This is a genomic window from Pseudarthrobacter sp. NIBRBAC000502771, assembly GCF_006517215.1.
GTDB lineage: Bacteria > Actinomycetota > Actinomycetes > Actinomycetales > Micrococcaceae > Arthrobacter > Arthrobacter niigatensis.
Genome location: NZ_CP041187.1, coordinates 160,357 through 175,495 on the forward strand (window position 1 = coordinate 160,357; position 15,139 = coordinate 175,495).

A 15,139-nucleotide genomic window follows, 5' to 3' on the forward strand; every position below is an offset into this window, starting at 1 on the left:
CAGGACATAGAAGAACCCGCTGGTCCGGACTTGGGGGGTGTACGGACCAACGGGCTCGACCATCAACTATAGACGACTGTGGGCCGCGGACAAAATCAGCGGCACGGAGCGTCCGGCGGGGCACGGTAAAATCGTCAGCACCACCCGTTCTGCAGAGAGCCGTCCATGACCCTTTCCGCCAAGGCGTTCCAGCGCTGGCTGCAAGGCATCGCACCGGATGCCAGCACTGCCGACGTCTGCCGGGTCTCAGGAATCAAGCGGACCACCCTCGCCCAGCAACTGGTCCGGGGCAAGGTCTCCGTCACCACCGTGGTCAGCATCAGCCGGGCCTACAAGATCAACCCGGTATCCGCGCTGGCCGGGTTCGATGCCTACAGTGCCCTGGCAGGCCCACCACGTCCGCCCACCAGGAACGAACTGGTAAGCCAGATTTCCAGCGCTGACCTTCTCCGGGCGCTCCTCTCCCGGCCGGCCATGGACGCCCCCCACGGAGCAGCCGCCCCTGCCCTCAGCCCGGCCCCGCACGCGACCTCCGTAAAGAACTGGGTGGATGCCATTGACGACGGCGAGGTCCGGCACCGCGTGTCCGCCGCCACCGGGGTGGCCCCGCAAAACTACTCCGCGCAGTTGACCGCCAACCGGCTGTCGCCCGAGCTCGCCATGGCCACCGCAGCTGCCGCGGGGGTTGGACCGGCCGGCGGACTGGTCGCTACGGGAATCATCACGGAGGAGGAGGCGGGCTGGCCCCCGGGAGCCCGGCAGGCTGCCCTGGCCAGCCTCTCTGACGGAGAACTCACCGTGCTTGCCGGGGACAGGCTCCAGGCACTGGGCAAAGTATTGCGCCGCCAGGAGCAGGACCAGGCGCAGACAGAAAAGATTTGGGAGAACCTGGGATGATCGAAACCCTTCAATGGACCACGCTGGCCGTCTGCGCATTCGTTGCAGCGGCCCGCATTCCCAGCACCCTCCGCGGTGAGAACCGGTCGCTGTTCGGCATCTTTGCCATGATGACCCTGGCCATCCTGTTGAGCATCCAGGGCCCCTATCTGGTGATCGACCAGGCGCTGGGGGGAATCAACCTGGCCAACCTGCTGCTCCGGTTCGTGATCTTCGCCGCCATCTATTTCACGGGCATCCGCATTTCCCGTGGGTTTGGTGCAAAGGACGCCTACCGGCTCATCACCGGCCGGACAGGAATGGCAGTCCTCGCCGTCATATCCGCGGTCGCCGTGACACTGTTCTTCCTGATGGACACCAGCGGTTCCTCCGCGGGACTTACGGGCGTAGTGGGCACCGACCCCTGGAACTCCGCGCTGCTCGAATATTACGGGGCTGCCGGCCGCGCGTACCCCGCCTTTGTTGCACTCGCCCTGCTCCCGGCCATGGTCCGCGCCGTATCGAGTCGGCTCCCCGCCCTTATCCGGGCTGCCGCCGCCCTGCTGGCCCTTGGCGCCGTGGCGACGGGGCTGACCTTGTCGTTCCCTCTGATCCCGCCGGCCCTCGGCCACATTGAGTTCATCATCAACTACACGGCGGTGCTGTGCTTCGTAGTTGGCCTGGCCCTAATTTGGGCCGCCCGGGTGGTAAATGGACGCAGCGCGGCCCGCCAAAAGACATCTACCGAAACGTAACCTGCACCCGCTTTCACAAAATCATTAGAGTGTGACACAATCATGAATGTGTGAAGGCGGGGCTGTCCCAGTGTTTTCGAACGGGGATAAATTCCAAAACGCCGGCAGCTCCGGGGGCCTTTGCACACATTGGGGGGATGAGTGGTGGCGGATCGTTGGGGACCGCCCCCACTCAGCCTGTTTAAGGCCCCCAACCTGCCTCCAGCCCGGGCAAGGAACTCCTACTTCCGGGCAAACCTCAACGTGACGAGCTGGAAAGGCCGGAGCTGAAGCGCGGCCCCGTTGTCGCAGGGTTCCACCCCGGGGGCTTCGGCAGGTCGCTCCAGAAGGTCCGTGGGCACAACCTCCAGCACCGGGAAGTTTGCCGTAATGTTCCCCGCCGAACGCTGCCCCAGTGACTCATACAGCCGGACCACTACGTCGCCGGAACCGTCCTGCGCCAGTTTCACGGCTTCGATGACCAGGGCAGGATTGCTGACGGAGAAAAGCGGCTCCACTCCGTGGGCGCCGGTGACCAGCCGGGGTGCCAGGTTTGTCCGGTACCCTTCCTGGACGGCATCGGCAATGCCGGCACCCGGGCGGATGGCCACGGTCAACTCGTGACGTCCCCGGTCTGCGTCGGGGTCGGGGAACTTAGGCGCCCGCAGCAGGGACAGCCGCACCGTGGTGGTGGTTCCGCCGTCGGACTCCCTGATGCTCCTTCCCACGTCATGGCCGTAAGTGGATGAGTTGGACACGGCGACGCCGTAGCCGGGTTCACCCACATGGATCCACCGGTGGGCGCAGATTTCGAACTTTGCTGCCTCCCACGACGTGTTGGTGTGCGTGGGCCGGAAGACGTGGCCGAACTGCGTTTCGGCAGCCGACCGGTCCGCCCGCACATCCAGGGCGAAGCCGAGCTTCAGCAGCTTTTCGCGTTCCTGCCAGTCCACGGAGGTGGTGATCTCCAGGGACGCACTGCCGGGGGCAAGCGTGATGCGCTGGGTCAGCGGCGAGGTCCCGGCCAATCGCTCCACCACCACGACGGCGCTGCCGCCTCCGCCGTCAAGCCGGACCGATTCTGCGTGGACCAGTGGGGTGACGTTGCGCCGGTAGAACTCATCGATGTCCCATGCGTCCCATTCGTTGGGGGTGTCACGGTGCAGTTCGAGCAGGTTGCCGCGCTGGCCGGGGGCGATCGCTTCGCGGCCGCTGGCATGGTCGCGCAGGGAGGAAAGCAGCCCGTCCGCATCCACCACGGCCCGGATAACACCATTGTCCAGGACGTAGCCGCCGTCATGCGGTGTTGCCCGTACTGGTTCCGGGCTCAACGCCGGTTCGGCCGCCCCCAGCGCGGGGACCCCGTCCCTGGGATGCGGTGCGGCGTTCAACAGGAACTGGCGGCTGCCGGTGCCCAGCATCGCCGCTGCGGCGCGGCTGATCAACGCCTCAAGGGCGCTCTCGACAGCCTGGTAATTCCGCTCGGCGTCCTGGTGGACCCAGGCAATGGAGCTGCCGGGAAGGATGTCGTGGAACTGCTGGAGCAGCACCAGTTGCCAGAGTCGCTGAAGCTCGGCGCCCGGATAGTGGTAGGCACCGCCGCCGCGGACGGCAGCCGTGGCGCACCACAATTCGGCTTCGCGCAGGAGGTGCTCGCTGCGCCGGTTGCCCTTCTTTGTCTGTGCCTGGCTGGTGTAGGTACCGCGGTGGAGTTCCAGGTACATCTCGCCCACCCAGACCGGAAGTGCGGAGTAGTCTTCCTCGGCCTGCCGGAAGAAGCTTTCCGCGGATCCGACCCGGACCTTTGGAGAGCCTTCCAGGTCCGCCGTGCGTGCAGCTGCGGCGAGCATTTCGCGGGTGGGCCCGCCGCCGCCGTCGCCATACCCGAACGGGACCAGCGATACGGTGCCGCGGCCATGGTCCCGATAGTTGCGCTCGGCGTGCGCCAGGTCCCGGGCGCTGAGATCCGAGTTGTAGGTGTCCACCGGCGGGAAGTGGGTAAACAGCCGGGTGCCGTCGATCCCCTCCCAGTTGAAAGTGTGGTGGGGCATCCTGTTGGTCTGGTTCCAGGAAATCTTCTGCGTGAGGAACCAGCGGCTGCCGGCGGACTTCACGATCTGGGGAAGGGCAGCGCTGTAGCCGAACGAATCCGGGAGCCACGCTTCCCGGCACTCAATGCCAAACTCGGCAAGGAAGAAGCCCTTGCCCTCCACGAACTGCCGGGCCATGGCTTCGCCGCCGGGCATGTTGGTGTCCGATTCCACCCACATGCCGCCGACCGGGACGAATTGCCCCGCGCGTACCTTTTCCCGGATCCGGCTGAAGAGGTCCGGGTACAGCTCCTTGATCCAGGCGAGCTGCTGCGCAGAGGAGCAGGAGAAGACAAAATTCGGGTCTTCATCCATCAGGGCCACCACGTTGGAGAAGGTCCGGGCGCATTTGCGGATGGTTTCACGGACCGGCCAGAGCCAGGCGGAGTCGATGTGGGCGTGCCCGGTGGCAACCAGTTGGTGGGCGGAGGCGTAGGCGGGCCTGGTCAGGACGTCGGCGAGCGCCCGGCGCCCGGCTGCCGCGGTCCCGGCAACGTCCTCCGGGTCCATCACGTCCATCATGTGTTCGAGGGCGCGGAGGATCTCGTGGCGGCGCGGGAGCTCCAGGGGAAGCTGCTCCATGAGGCCGGCGAGGGTCCAGACGTCCTGCTGGAGTTCCCACACGGTCTGGTTCAGCTCGGCGATGGCGATGGTTCCCAGCCGGTACTGCGGGGCGTCTCCTGCGGTCGCCTTGTCCCCCAAAGGGGTAGCGGCAAAGGTCCAGCCCTGCGCCATGTCCGGGTTGGCGGCCGCCTCCACGTAAAAGTCCACGGCCATGCCGCTGCCCAGCAGCTTGAGCGGGATGTACTGGTTGCGGGGTGAGATGGCCTTGATGATGCTGCCATCCGACCGCCAGGCGATTCCCTCGCACTGGAACCCGGGGGCTTCGGTGGTGAATCCCAGGTCCACCACCACCTCCACGGCGGTGTCAGGGCTGCCGCCCCAGGATTCGGGCACTTCCCCCTGCAGCCGCAGCCAGGTGGTGCCCCACGGCCGTCCCCAGGAGGCGCCGTGCTCCTGCGGCTGGAAGTCCCGCCGCATCGCTTCAAGCGCCGGGACCGGCTCACCGGGCACTTCCCAGCTGCTCAGGGTAAGCGGGACCGTCCTGCTGTAAACGGCAGGGGCAATGCGCTCCCGCACAAACCTCGCCAGGCGGACTTCCGTGATCCTGCGGTCGTCATGCAATATAGGTCCTCTTTAGGCTGGAGACTGGATCATCGAGTCCATTCGATGGACAAATCTACCTGTTGGCGGCACTGCGTCCAACCCCCTGGGCTGGTGGTGTGGGACGGGCCAAGGCGTTACCCGCGCTAAGGCCTTGGCACGGCGGGCTGGGGCCCGAGGACCCTGGAGTTCCCGGCGTAGATATTGAAACTGCTGCCCCGGCTGAAGCCTGCCAGGGTCAGCCCGTTGGCCTCTGCCAGTTCCACGGCAAGGCTCGATGGCGCACTCACGGCGGCCAGGACGGGGATTCCGGCAAGCGAGGCTTTCTGTACCAGTTCGAAGGACGCCCGGCCGGACACCTGGAGGACAGTCCCCGCCAACGGCAGGAGGCCTTCACGCAGTGCCCAGCCCACCACTTTGTCCACGGCGTTGTGGCGCCCTACGTCCTCGCGCAGGCACAGGAGCCGGGGGACGCCGTCGTCGTCGATCCTGAACAGGCCCGCCGCGTGTACGCCGCCGGTATCGTCGAAGACGCGCTGGGACTCCCGCAACAGGTCGGGCAGGGAGGCCAGGACCCTGGCATCCACGGTCAGCGGGTCCGGCTGGGGACTGTGGTGCGAGGACTTCTGGACGGCCTCGATGGAATCCGTTCCGCAGATGCCGCAGGAGCTGGACGTGTAGACCCGGCGGCCCGTGTCCGGGAGCGGGACGTCCGGCCGCAGTTGGGCCTCCACCACGTTGAATGTCTGGACGCCGTTTTCGTCCTCGCCGGCGCAGAACCGGAGCGACACCAGCTGCTCTGGGGCCCAGATGACGCCCTCGGACACCAGGAAGCCGGCCACCAGGTCGAAGTCATCGCCGGGGGTGCGCATGGTTACGGAATAGGACAGGCCGCCGAGCCGGATTTCCAGCGGTTCCTCCACGGCGAGGACGTCTTCACGGTGGCGGACCGGGTACTCCAGGGCACTCGGGGAACCATCCAGGACATACTTGTGCACCTTCCGGCGCTGGGTTACCCGTCCCATATTCCACCCTGCTTGTTCATTACTCCATCATGGCACCAACAAAGCCTGCCCTGTCCCAGGGAGCGCCTTCCACGGGCACCGGCCCTGACGTGCGTCAGCCCAGGAGCGCACTCCAGTCGACGGGCCCGCTGGCTGCCGGTTTGGCCTTGGGCTGGCCGGTGCGGGCGCCCGTTCGGGGCTTGGCCTTGGCATCACTTTCACCAGGCCGCTGAATGGGCGTCCCCCACGGCAGCGCAAAGGCAGGCACCAGCTCACCCAGCTGCACCCCGTGCGGCGGCACCACCAGTACGCCGTCCGCGGCTGCCAGCCCACGCATCATGCCGGGCCCCGTGTGCTGCGCCGGGGACGCCATGCCATACAGCAGCCGGAAGGGCATCAGCCGGGTACGGCCGGGGTCGGGCTCGATCATCGTCCCGCACGGCACGTCTTCCACCGGCGGCATGGGATGGTGCCCCAGGGCAGCCAGCAACGGGGCACCCACGGTGGAGAGGGCCATCATTGCCGCCAGCGGGTTGCCGGGAAGTCCCAGGACAAAACGGCCGTCGGGAAGTTCGGCGAGGACCGCGGGGTGGCCCGGCCGCATTGCCACGCCGTCGATGATGAGCCGGCCGCCGAGTTCGGCCACTGCCCGGCGGAGGTGGTCCGTTCCGGAGCGTCCGGTACCCCCGGTGGTGATGACGACGTCGGCAGGCAGGTCCGGTGCGCCGGGCACCTCTGGCAGCACGTCTTCGAGCGCCGCCAGCCATTCGGTGTACGAGTCGCCGATCCGCTGCTGGCCGGCGGCGATGCCGCCCAGCATTGCCACGACGTCAGGCAGCTGCGGGCCGAAGGTATCGCGTACCTGGCCGGGGGCGGGCGTGCCCTGGTCCACCACCTCTGATCCGGTCAGGACCAGGCGGACCACGGGCTTACCCTGGACCGGGACTTCGTCGTAGCCTGCCAGGGCGGCAAGGGCCAAGTGTGCGGGGTTGAGCGATACCCCGGCCTTGACCAGGATGTCCCCTTCGAGGGCTTCCTCCCCGGCTTTCCGGATGTGCTCTCCCGCGCGGGGCTCGCCCGGACGCGCCTTGCCGCCGGTCATCAGGACGGGCAGCCCCTCGTCATCCTGCCCCAGGACCGCGTTCTCGCTGCGAAGCACCGCCTTTGCACCGGGCGGGATGAGGCCACCGGTGGCAATGGGGCTGGCCTGGTGCGGCGCCAGCCGGCTACCGGCCTCCACCGGGATCCACGGGCCGCTTCCATTGACTGCCCAGCCGTCCATGGCTGAGGAGGCGTAATGGGGCATGTCCTGGAGGGCAACGATGTCCCGGTCGAGCTTGCGGCCAAGGGCTATCCGCAGGGCAACGGGGCCTGGCGGAATGGGGGTTGCTGCATCGAAGGCAGCCTGCCGGGCTTCCTGCCAGGTGTGCGCTGCCTGGTGATGGTCAGCAGGCGTGTGTTCAGTTTCGCCCCTGCGCGCCTGCGGCTCTGCTCGCGGCGGCGCGTCAGGACCGTGATGGGGTTCTGCGGTCATTCGCCGGGAGTCCCGGCGGCTTCAGCGTCGTAGTCGGCCGCCAGCGAACGGGCCACGGCCAGTGCCGCGTCCATCGATGCCGCATCCATCTCCCTGCCGGGTGCGGCAGCCAGTCCGGCGGCGAAGCCTGCGATGAAGGTAGTCAGCGGTGCGGCGGGCCGCACAACAGAGTGGGCGGCCACGCCTGCAAGCGCCAGCACGGCGTTGATATCCACCTGGACGTCCTCAAGTTTGTACGCCTGGAGGAGCGCCCTGCACCACTCTTCCAGTGTCTCGTCCTGGCTTTTCACGACTTGCCTCCCACGTTGTCTCCGGCTGTGCGCCGGACTTTCCCATGCGTGCTGGTTCCCGGCGGCAACACCCAGCGCGGCAGCATCGTCCCAGGTATCCACATCGGCGGTGGACCCGGCGGGGACTGTGACAAGCTGCACGTCCAGACTAGCAAGGAGCGCCCTGACCGAGCCGTTGACCAGGGCGTTGCGTGAAGCCAGGTCAGCGCAGGACCTTTTTAACCCAGCCGTGCTGTAGAAACCTGCCAACGGCTGGGTCCTGCCGTCCTCGGAACGGGCCACCACCCCACCTGGGCGGACGCCGGGATCGGACTGCAGCAATGCGTCCCGCAGCACTGCCACCGCCTGGGCGGCCAACGGCATGTCGCAGGCCAGCACCAGGGAGTAGGGGGCCCCTCCCCCGTTCCTCGCCAGGGTATCCAGGCCTGCGGCAATCGCAGCCGCCGGACCAGCAAAGGGCGGCTCCTCCCGGCATGCAAGCAGGTTGGCAGGGCGGACCGACAGTGGCAGCGGGTGGCCCTCCCCGGATTCACCCGGCAGGACTCCCGCATCGCCAACAACCACGGTCAGCCGGGCACCGGCCGCCGCGGCAACGGCGCGCTCCAGGAGGGTTTGGCCGTGGAAAATCAACGACTGCTTGGGTACACCGCCCAGGCGGGATGATCGTCCCCCGGCCAGGATCAGGGCATCAAAAGCCAAGCTGTTCTTGTGCACCCCCCCAGCCTAGCGACCGGCACCCTTTCCGGTGCCGGGAGGCGCCGGGAAACCGTCAGGCAGCTCGCTCCGGCAGCAGGAACGGATCCCATGCGGGGGTCGGCTTCTCCAGTTCCTTGATCTGCCAGATCGTCCCGTGCGGCGGCTCGGGAACAAACCGAAGGGTCCACCCCATCTCGGCGGGAGTGTGGTCGCCCTTGACGTTGTTGCACCGCAGGCAGGCGGCCACCAGGTTCTCCCACGAATCGGCACCTCCACGCGACTTTGGGTGAACGTGGTCGATTGTGTGCGCAGCCTTGCCGCAGTAGGCACATTTGTGACCGTCCCGCCGGAGTACGCCCCTGCGGCTGACGGCCGTTGAGTGGTTGTACCTGGGCCGGATGTAACGGTTGAGGAGGATCACGGACGGGCGGCCCAGGACGTCGGTGGGCCCCACCACCGGGTCCTCCCCTTCGGCCACGACGCTTGCCTTGCCCGTGAGCACAAGCACCAGCGCCCGGCGGAAAGTGATAACCGCCAGCGGTTCATATCCAGCATTCAGAACGAGAGTGCGCATGCACTTACCTCTTCACGGCCGCACCCGTCAGGGGCACGAGGGCCGGCTGCCCTCGGCATGTCCGGGCTATGGATCGACATCACAAGAGTAAACAAAGAAGTGCAGAATCAGGTAATCGCCGCCCCGGAGGCCCCTTCCGTCACCATGCCAGGGAAAGGGCGGAGGCGCCGGCGGCAAAGCCCTTAAGCGCAAAGGACCCCCGCCTTGCTGGCGGGGGTCCTCTGGCAAGCAGCACGCGGGCCGGCGCTTGTTAAGGCCGGCACAGGAATGCCTAACGTACGCGGATGGCTACCGGGCCGGAGCCAACATTGGCGCTGAAGACCACGGTGTCGTTGCCATTGAAGCCGCCGTGGACGGCCATGCCGTTACCGGCGTAAACGGCAATGTGGGCCATGCCGCCGCCACCGTCGGCGTAGTACAGCAGGTCGCCGGGCTGGGCCTGGGACATGGGCACGGTGTCACCCAGCGACAGGTAGCCTGCCGGCCAGTCGTGGAAGTGGATGCCGACGGCAGCCAGTGCGTTGGTCACCAGCATGGTGCAGTCCTGGTGCACGCCGAGCTGGGCGTATGCGGCGGAAAGGATGGCTGCACCCTTCCCGCTTGCGGAAACCTGGGCGGCGGGAGCAGCCGGAGCAGCGGCGGTAACAACCTTGGCCGTGGCCTTGGCAGCAGCAACAGGCTGCGCCACAGGCGCGGGAGCAGCTTCCTGCACCTGGACCTGGGGCTCGGGCTCGACGACGGGAGCCGGCGTGGTGGTGACAGCAGGCTTCTCGTAGCTGATGGCAATGGTGGAAGCCGCGGAAATCGGGGCGTCGACGGCCGATTCAACTTCGAGCTGGGACGCCGGAGCGGAATCGCGCTTGACGTTGGCGTCGGCAGCGTTCGCTGCGAGCCCGCTGGTCAGGACCAGGCCGGAGGCCGCGGCGATAACAGCAGCCTGGCGGCCCATGCCACCGGCGTTGTCGCTGACAGCTTTGGCAATGATGGCGATCGAGTTGGTTTTGGTGACCTCGGCGCGGTGCCGTGCGGTAGCACGAGTCGTCATGAGTTCTCTCTTTCGTTTTTCCTTCGGACCGCGTGTAGGCAGGCAAAGGGGGCTGGACGCGCCGGCATCTTGGGGGTACGCCGGCGCATCCCGAACGGGGATCTGGTTTCTAGCGGAAAAGCTGTGGGCAAAGAAATAGCCCTTGGAGCGCTAAGCCCAAGAACTACTTGTTGAGGTGGTAGTACGACGAGGTACCGGTGGCTGCGGGCGAGTGCAGCAGCGTGCCCTGGGAGGGGTTGAGCGCGCTGATCATCATGCCGTTGCCGACGTAGATACCCACGTGCGCGCCGCCGTTCTGGACAACGAGGTCGCCCGCCTGCGGGGTGGAGGTCGGGGTCATGATGCTCCACGCGTTGGTGCGCGGGATGCTGATCCCGGCCTGTGCGTAGACCCACTGGACGAACCCGGAGCAGTCCCAGCCGGTGACCGGGCTGGTGCCGCCCCATACATAGGAGTGGCCGATGCCGGTGTAGGCGATGGCTGCAATGCCGGAGGTTGCGGCGGAGACAGTCTCGGCAGCCTTGGCGGCGGGAGCGGCGTCCTGGCCGGCGGCGCGTTCGGCCGGCGCGGTGGACTGGGGACGTACCGCCTCCACCTTCGGAGCGGCGGTGGTCTTGACGACCGGGCGCTCGAAGGAAACCGTGGCCGTGGGGGCGGCCGTGACGGCCAGTGCCGTCTGTGCCGAGCCGGACTCGGTGGATGCAGAGACACCGGCGGTGGTGTCAGCGGCGTTTGCTGGCAGGCCCATGCTCAGGATCAGGCCCGATGCGGCTGCCACTACGGCAGCCTACGGTCCCGGCATTTGCACTCACGGCCTTGGACACGGCGTCCAAGGGGCTGGTGCGAACCGTTTGCGCACGGTGGCGCGCAGAATGATGGCGTGAAGACACGAAGGTAGCCTCTCCCAATGCCTGCGAGGTGAGCTGTCGGATTCGGATGGGAGTCACCCGGCCACGCAGCTTCCTGGGAAGCTGGTGACTTAACCCCAAGGCCTTCTGGAGAGAAGGCCAAAATTGGTTCCCCCGCCCCTGCCAGACGATGAAATGCGAACGGACCTTGAGCGGTGGCAGAGTTAGGCAATCCACTCAAGAGCGTCAACTTCGGAAAAGTTGACGCGAGTTAGACGGTACAGCAGTTTTGTTTCAATGTCACATTCAGGTCACGGCAGGTCGCTGCGATCTGAGAGTGGGCAATCATTCGTTACAGCCAGCCCATGGGGTCGACCACTTCGCCGTTGACCTGCACCTCGAAGTGCAGGTGGCAGCCGGTGGAGGCACCTGTGGTGCCGCTGAGCGCCACGACTTCTCCACGGGAGACCGTCTGGCCCACCTTGACGTTGAAGGACGACAGGTGGTTATACGTGGTTTCCAGTCCGTTGCCGTGGTCGATGACCACCCGGTTTCCGCCGCCGAACTGGTGCCAGCCTGCGAAGGTAACGGTGCCGGTCGCAGCGGCAAGGACGGACGTCCCGCATTGAGCCACGAAGTCCTGGCCCCGGTGGAAGTCGCCGGAGCCGCCGGTAATCGGGCTCACCCTGTATCCGAACGGTGACGCGGTGACGAGGGAGGCTAGTGGTGCAGCCAGGGTGCCGGCCGACGCCGCCCGCGTGACGGAGCCGGCGGACTGGGCACTCAGGAGCTGCTTGAGCTTCCCGTCCGGGTCAGCCTGGGTCACCACGGCGGAGCGGCTGAAGTCGATCTGGGCACCAACATCAGCGGAAATCTGCGGCTGCGGGCTGACGGAGGAAGCTGCCAGGGGCGCGTTGCCGGACGCATCAGTGGCCATGACCGGGCTGGTGGCCGGCACTGTGACCGTCAGCACCAGTCCGGTGGCAGCCAGGGCGATTCCGGCCTTCTGGCCAATCCCGCTTGCGGCGGCGAACTCCGTTACCTGCCGCAGGGGCCCCCGACGGCGGCGCGCGTCGCGATGCAGATCGCGGGGGCGCTCCACTGCTGCGTCTTCGACAACCCGGGGTGCCGAAGGGGGGCTGGCTGCGCGGCGGCGCCCCCTGGAGGTCTGCATGGTCAAGAAGGGTTCCTCTCTGGAAAAGCCTGCGGAGTTAGCTGTCGGATTCGGGTCAGAGAGATCAAAGACCCGGCCCGCCGCGGCAAGCTTCTGCACAGGGGTATTCCCGGAAGAATCCTTCACTGGAGAGGCTTGCTGCTGACGGACTTCACCCCAAGGCAGTCCCCCGCTGCCGCTTGTGGTTCCCCCGCCTCTGCCAGTAACGACTCGTGCACCCGATCCGCTGGCAGAGCTCGGCTCCGGATCGGGTAACGCTTAAGTATCAACGATTGGTTCCACTATAGGGCCTTTAGACCCTAGGTAACAATTCCGTTATCTTTGCGTGGAAGTGCCTTGCCGGGGTAAAAGGCCGGGCCTCAGGGCTGGGACACGGCCACGAAAACGTGGGCGGCAACCTCGGGCGGCAGCTCCAGTGCGCCCTCGATGCCCGGGACCCGCACGGAGATGTAGTCACCCACGCGTTCCAGCGCCACGGCGGCACCGGGCCGGATTCCACCTTCGTCCAGTTGCGCCAGCAGTTCCGGCTCCACCTGGATCGGTTCAGCGAGCCGGCTGATGGTGACAACAGAGGCCGATGCGTAGCCCTTCATGGCTTCGACCAGGCTGATGGCTCCGTCGGCGCCGCCGGTGGCAGGCTGTCCACCCAGGGCGGCGAGCCCGGGGATGGGGTTGCCATAGGGCGATTCGGTAGGGTGGTCCAGCATCTCGTAAATGCGCCGCTCAACCCGCTCGCTCATGACATGTTCCCAGCGGCAGGCTTCGTCATGCACGTAGGCCCAGTCCAGGCCGATCACGTCGGCCAGCAGGCGTTCGGCCAGCCGGTGCTTGCGCATGACCTCGGTTGCCCGCTTGCGGCCGGTGTCAGTGAGTTCCAGATGCCGGTCACCGGAGACCACCACGAGCCCGTCGCGCTCCATCCTTCCGATGGTCTGGGACACGGTAGGGCCGGAGTGGCGCAGGCGCTCGGCAATACGGGCCCGGAGGGCAACGATGTTTTCTTCCTCAAGCTCCAGGATGGTCCTGAGGTACATCTCCGTAGTGTCGATCAGATCCGTCATCCAGCTCAGCTCCTCGAGCGCAGTACCTTGCGTTGTCCCACCGTATCGCCTCTTCCCGCGAGGTAGTCCGGGGGCCAGCTTAGCCTATTTTGAGTTTGTCCGAATAGCCGAGCGTCGGGCGGCGTCGCCCGGACGGCGCGTCTCATTGTCTGGACTTTGGGCCCGCCGGCTCCCGCCGCCCCTGCCATTCAGGCAGAATGGTGAAGGCCCGCTGCGCAGCCATCGCCTGCTGCCGGCCGGGCCATGACCCGCCCGTCCGGACCAAACTTTCGTCCCCGCCGAATTGGAGCACCTGTGAGCGACACCAGCATCACGATCCCCGCCGACCTCCTGCCGAAGGATGGGCGGTTCGGCGCCGGCCCGTCAAAGGTCCGCCAGGAACAGATCGATGCGCTGGCAGCAGCGTCCAAGACCATCCTCGGCACTTCGCACCGGCAGGCGCCGGTCAAGAACCTGGTGGGATCCGTCCGCGAAGGGCTGAGCCAGTTCTTCCGCGCCCCGGAGGGCTATGAAGTGGTCCTCGGCGTGGGCGGCTCCACGGCATTCTGGGACGTCGCGAGCTTCGGCCTCGTGGAGAAGAAGGCCCAGCACCTGTCCTTCGGCGAGTTCGGGTCCAAGTTTGCGGCCGCCACCAACAAGGCGCCCTTCCTGGAGGCTTCCTCGATCATCAAGTCCGAGCCAGGCACGCGGCCGGCGGCCCAGGCCGAGGCAGGCGTTGATGTCTATGCCTGGCCCCAGAATGAGACCTCCACCGGTGTTGCTGCCCCTGTCACGCGCGTTTCCGGAGCCGACGAGGGATCGCTGGTCCTGGTGGACGCCACCTCCGCGGCCGGCGGCCTGGACGTGGACGTTGCCCAAAGCGACGTCTACTACTTCGCCCCGCAGAAGAACTTCGCTTCCGACGGCGGCCTCTGGCTGGGCCTGTTCTCCCCGGCCGCCCTCGAGCGCGCCGCGCGGATCAAGGCAGGCAACCGCTGGATCCCGGACTTCCTGGACCTCCAGACCGCCATCGACAACTCCCGCCTGAACCAGACGTACAACACGCCGTCGCTGTCCACGCTGGTCACGCTGGACACCCAGGTCCAGTGGCTGAACTCCAACGGCGGCCTGGATTTCGCCGCCGCACGCACCGCAGACTCCGCCGGACGCATCTACAGCTGGGCCGAGGCCTCCGAGTTTGCCACCCCGTTTGTGGCCAACGCGGAGGAACGCTCCAATGTCATCGCCACCATCGACTTCGACGAATCAGTTGATGCCGCGGCCGTGGCCAAGGTCCTGCGCGCCAACGGCATCGTTGACACTGAGCCCTACCGGAAGCTGGGCCGCAACCAGCTGCGGATCGCCACCTTCGTGGCTATCGAGCCCAGCGATGTCTCAGCCCTGCTGTCCAGCATCGACTACGTGGTGGGCGAGCTGCGGAAGTAGGCGCGGAGAACAGTCAGGACAACATACGACGGCGCCGCCCGGTTCATCCCGGACGGCGCCGATTTCGTTGTCCCCTTCCGGGGTGGCCGGGCTCCCGGTGGCGAGGTGCGGTCAGGCTTCCGCTTGCGTGCCGGCGTCGTCAGTTGGATCGTCAGCCGCTGTTGCGTGGCCTTCAGTTTCCGCGGCGGCCGTTACCTGGCTGTCCGCTTCGGACTCCTGCTGCTGGTCCTCGGGGCGGACACGTTCGGCCCAGGGCACCCACTCCGGGGCCAGGATCGAATCTTCCGACGGCAGGAGGCCCAGCTCATTGACCGTGACCACTTTTGAGCGGGAGTTGCGCGTCAGCACCGCGTACCACTGCCACCCCGCGTATCCGGGCAGCCGGGACTCAAACAGGTGGGTGACCAGCCGGTCGCCCTCGCTCTTGGCCGCCAGGTGCGGCCCGATGGTGGCCGCAGGCGTGATGCCCTCCACGACGGTCCGGGCAGTGTCCACGGCGGCGGCCAGGAAAGCGTCCGGCTTGCCCGTGCGCCACACGGGCACGCCTGCCTTGCGCTTGGGCGGCGTCCTGGCAGCCTGCTCCTGCACCGGCGTGCCCGGCTGTTCGGAATCGGGAGTCATCGG

At 66.9% G+C, this 15,139-nt stretch carries 13 protein-coding genes and 2 riboswitches; of the genes, 3 read left to right on the forward strand and 10 right to left on the reverse strand.

The window, feature by feature from the left end:
* Window positions 1-165: 165 nt before the first annotated feature.
* Window positions 166-897: a hypothetical protein gene (locus NIBR502771_RS00735; RefSeq protein WP_141158027.1), complete on the forward strand. Its 732-nt coding sequence runs from the start codon at window positions 166-168 to the stop codon at window positions 895-897.
* Window positions 894-1,631 (forward strand): hypothetical protein, encoded by a 738-nt coding sequence (locus NIBR502771_RS00740; protein ID WP_141158028.1) that lies wholly within the window; start codon window positions 894-896, stop codon window positions 1,629-1,631. Before NIBR502771_RS00735 ends, NIBR502771_RS00740 begins: the two co-directional genes overlap by 4 nt.
* A gap of 221 nt (window positions 1,632-1,852) precedes the next feature.
* Here the strand turns inward: NIBR502771_RS00740 and NIBR502771_RS00745 are convergent, their stop codons facing one another.
* The 9 genes from NIBR502771_RS00745 to NIBR502771_RS00785 form a co-directional block, all read right to left on the reverse strand.
* Window positions 1,853-4,885 (reverse strand): glycoside hydrolase family 38 C-terminal domain-containing protein, encoded by a 3,033-nt coding sequence (locus NIBR502771_RS00745; protein WP_141158029.1) that lies wholly within the window; start codon window positions 4,883-4,885, stop codon window positions 1,853-1,855.
* 125 nt (window positions 4,886-5,010) lie between these two features.
* On the reverse strand, window positions 5,011-5,889 hold the full coding sequence (gene fdhD / locus NIBR502771_RS00750; RefSeq protein ID WP_141158030.1) for a formate dehydrogenase accessory sulfurtransferase FdhD: 879 nt from the start codon (window positions 5,887-5,889) through the stop codon (window positions 5,011-5,013).
* A 94-nt stretch (window positions 5,890-5,983) separates the two neighbouring features.
* Window positions 5,984-7,402: a molybdopterin molybdotransferase MoeA gene (locus tag NIBR502771_RS00755; protein WP_141158031.1), complete on the reverse strand. Its 1,419-nt coding sequence runs from the start codon at window positions 7,400-7,402 to the stop codon at window positions 5,984-5,986.
* The gene (locus NIBR502771_RS00760; protein ID WP_246839767.1) at window positions 7,399-8,406 is read right to left on the reverse strand and encodes an NTP transferase domain-containing protein; all 1,008 of its coding nucleotides are present in this window, start codon (window positions 8,404-8,406) and stop codon (window positions 7,399-7,401) included. The genes NIBR502771_RS00755 and NIBR502771_RS00760 overlap by 4 nt, the downstream gene beginning before the upstream one ends.
* 55 nt (window positions 8,407-8,461) lie before the next feature.
* Window positions 8,462-8,962: an HNH endonuclease gene (locus tag NIBR502771_RS00765; protein WP_141158032.1), complete on the reverse strand. Its 501-nt coding sequence runs from the start codon at window positions 8,960-8,962 to the stop codon at window positions 8,462-8,464.
* Window positions 8,963-9,233: 271 nt separating this feature from the next.
* A complete protein-coding gene (locus NIBR502771_RS00770; RefSeq protein WP_141158033.1) occupies window positions 9,234-10,007 on the reverse strand; it encodes an NlpC/P60 family protein in 774 nt (257 codons plus the stop codon).
* A gap of 163 nt (window positions 10,008-10,170) precedes the next feature.
* Complete coding sequence (locus NIBR502771_RS21145) at window positions 10,171-10,785, reverse strand: C40 family peptidase (RefSeq protein ID WP_305775680.1); 615 nt, start codon at window positions 10,783-10,785, stop codon at window positions 10,171-10,173.
* A gap of 116 nt (window positions 10,786-10,901) precedes the next feature.
* Window positions 10,902-11,096, reverse strand: a riboswitch (cyclic di-AMP (ydaO/yuaA leader).
* 111 nt (window positions 11,097-11,207) lie between these two features.
* Window positions 11,208-12,029, reverse strand: a complete 822-nt coding sequence (locus NIBR502771_RS00780) for a M23 family metallopeptidase (protein ID WP_141161358.1) — start codon at window positions 12,027-12,029, stop codon at window positions 11,208-11,210.
* A gap of 10 nt (window positions 12,030-12,039) precedes the next feature.
* Window positions 12,040-12,281: riboswitch (cyclic di-AMP (ydaO/yuaA leader) on the reverse strand.
* Between the two features lie 107 nt (window positions 12,282-12,388).
* Window positions 12,389-13,090, reverse strand: coding sequence for a metal-dependent transcriptional regulator (locus NIBR502771_RS00785; RefSeq protein ID WP_141158034.1), 702 nt, complete (start codon window positions 13,088-13,090; stop codon window positions 12,389-12,391).
* A gap of 294 nt (window positions 13,091-13,384) precedes the next feature.
* Here NIBR502771_RS00785 and serC point away from each other — a divergent pair, with 294 nt between their 5' ends.
* Complete coding sequence (gene serC, locus NIBR502771_RS00790) at window positions 13,385-14,515, forward strand: phosphoserine transaminase (RefSeq protein ID WP_141158035.1); 1,131 nt, start codon at window positions 13,385-13,387, stop codon at window positions 14,513-14,515.
* 111 nt (window positions 14,516-14,626) lie between these two features.
* Here the strand turns inward: serC and NIBR502771_RS00795 are convergent, their stop codons facing one another.
* On the reverse strand, window positions 14,627-15,136 hold the full coding sequence (locus tag NIBR502771_RS00795) for a DUF3027 domain-containing protein (protein ID WP_246839768.1): 510 nt from the start codon (window positions 15,134-15,136) through the stop codon (window positions 14,627-14,629).
* Window positions 15,137-15,139: the final 3 nt, after the last annotated feature.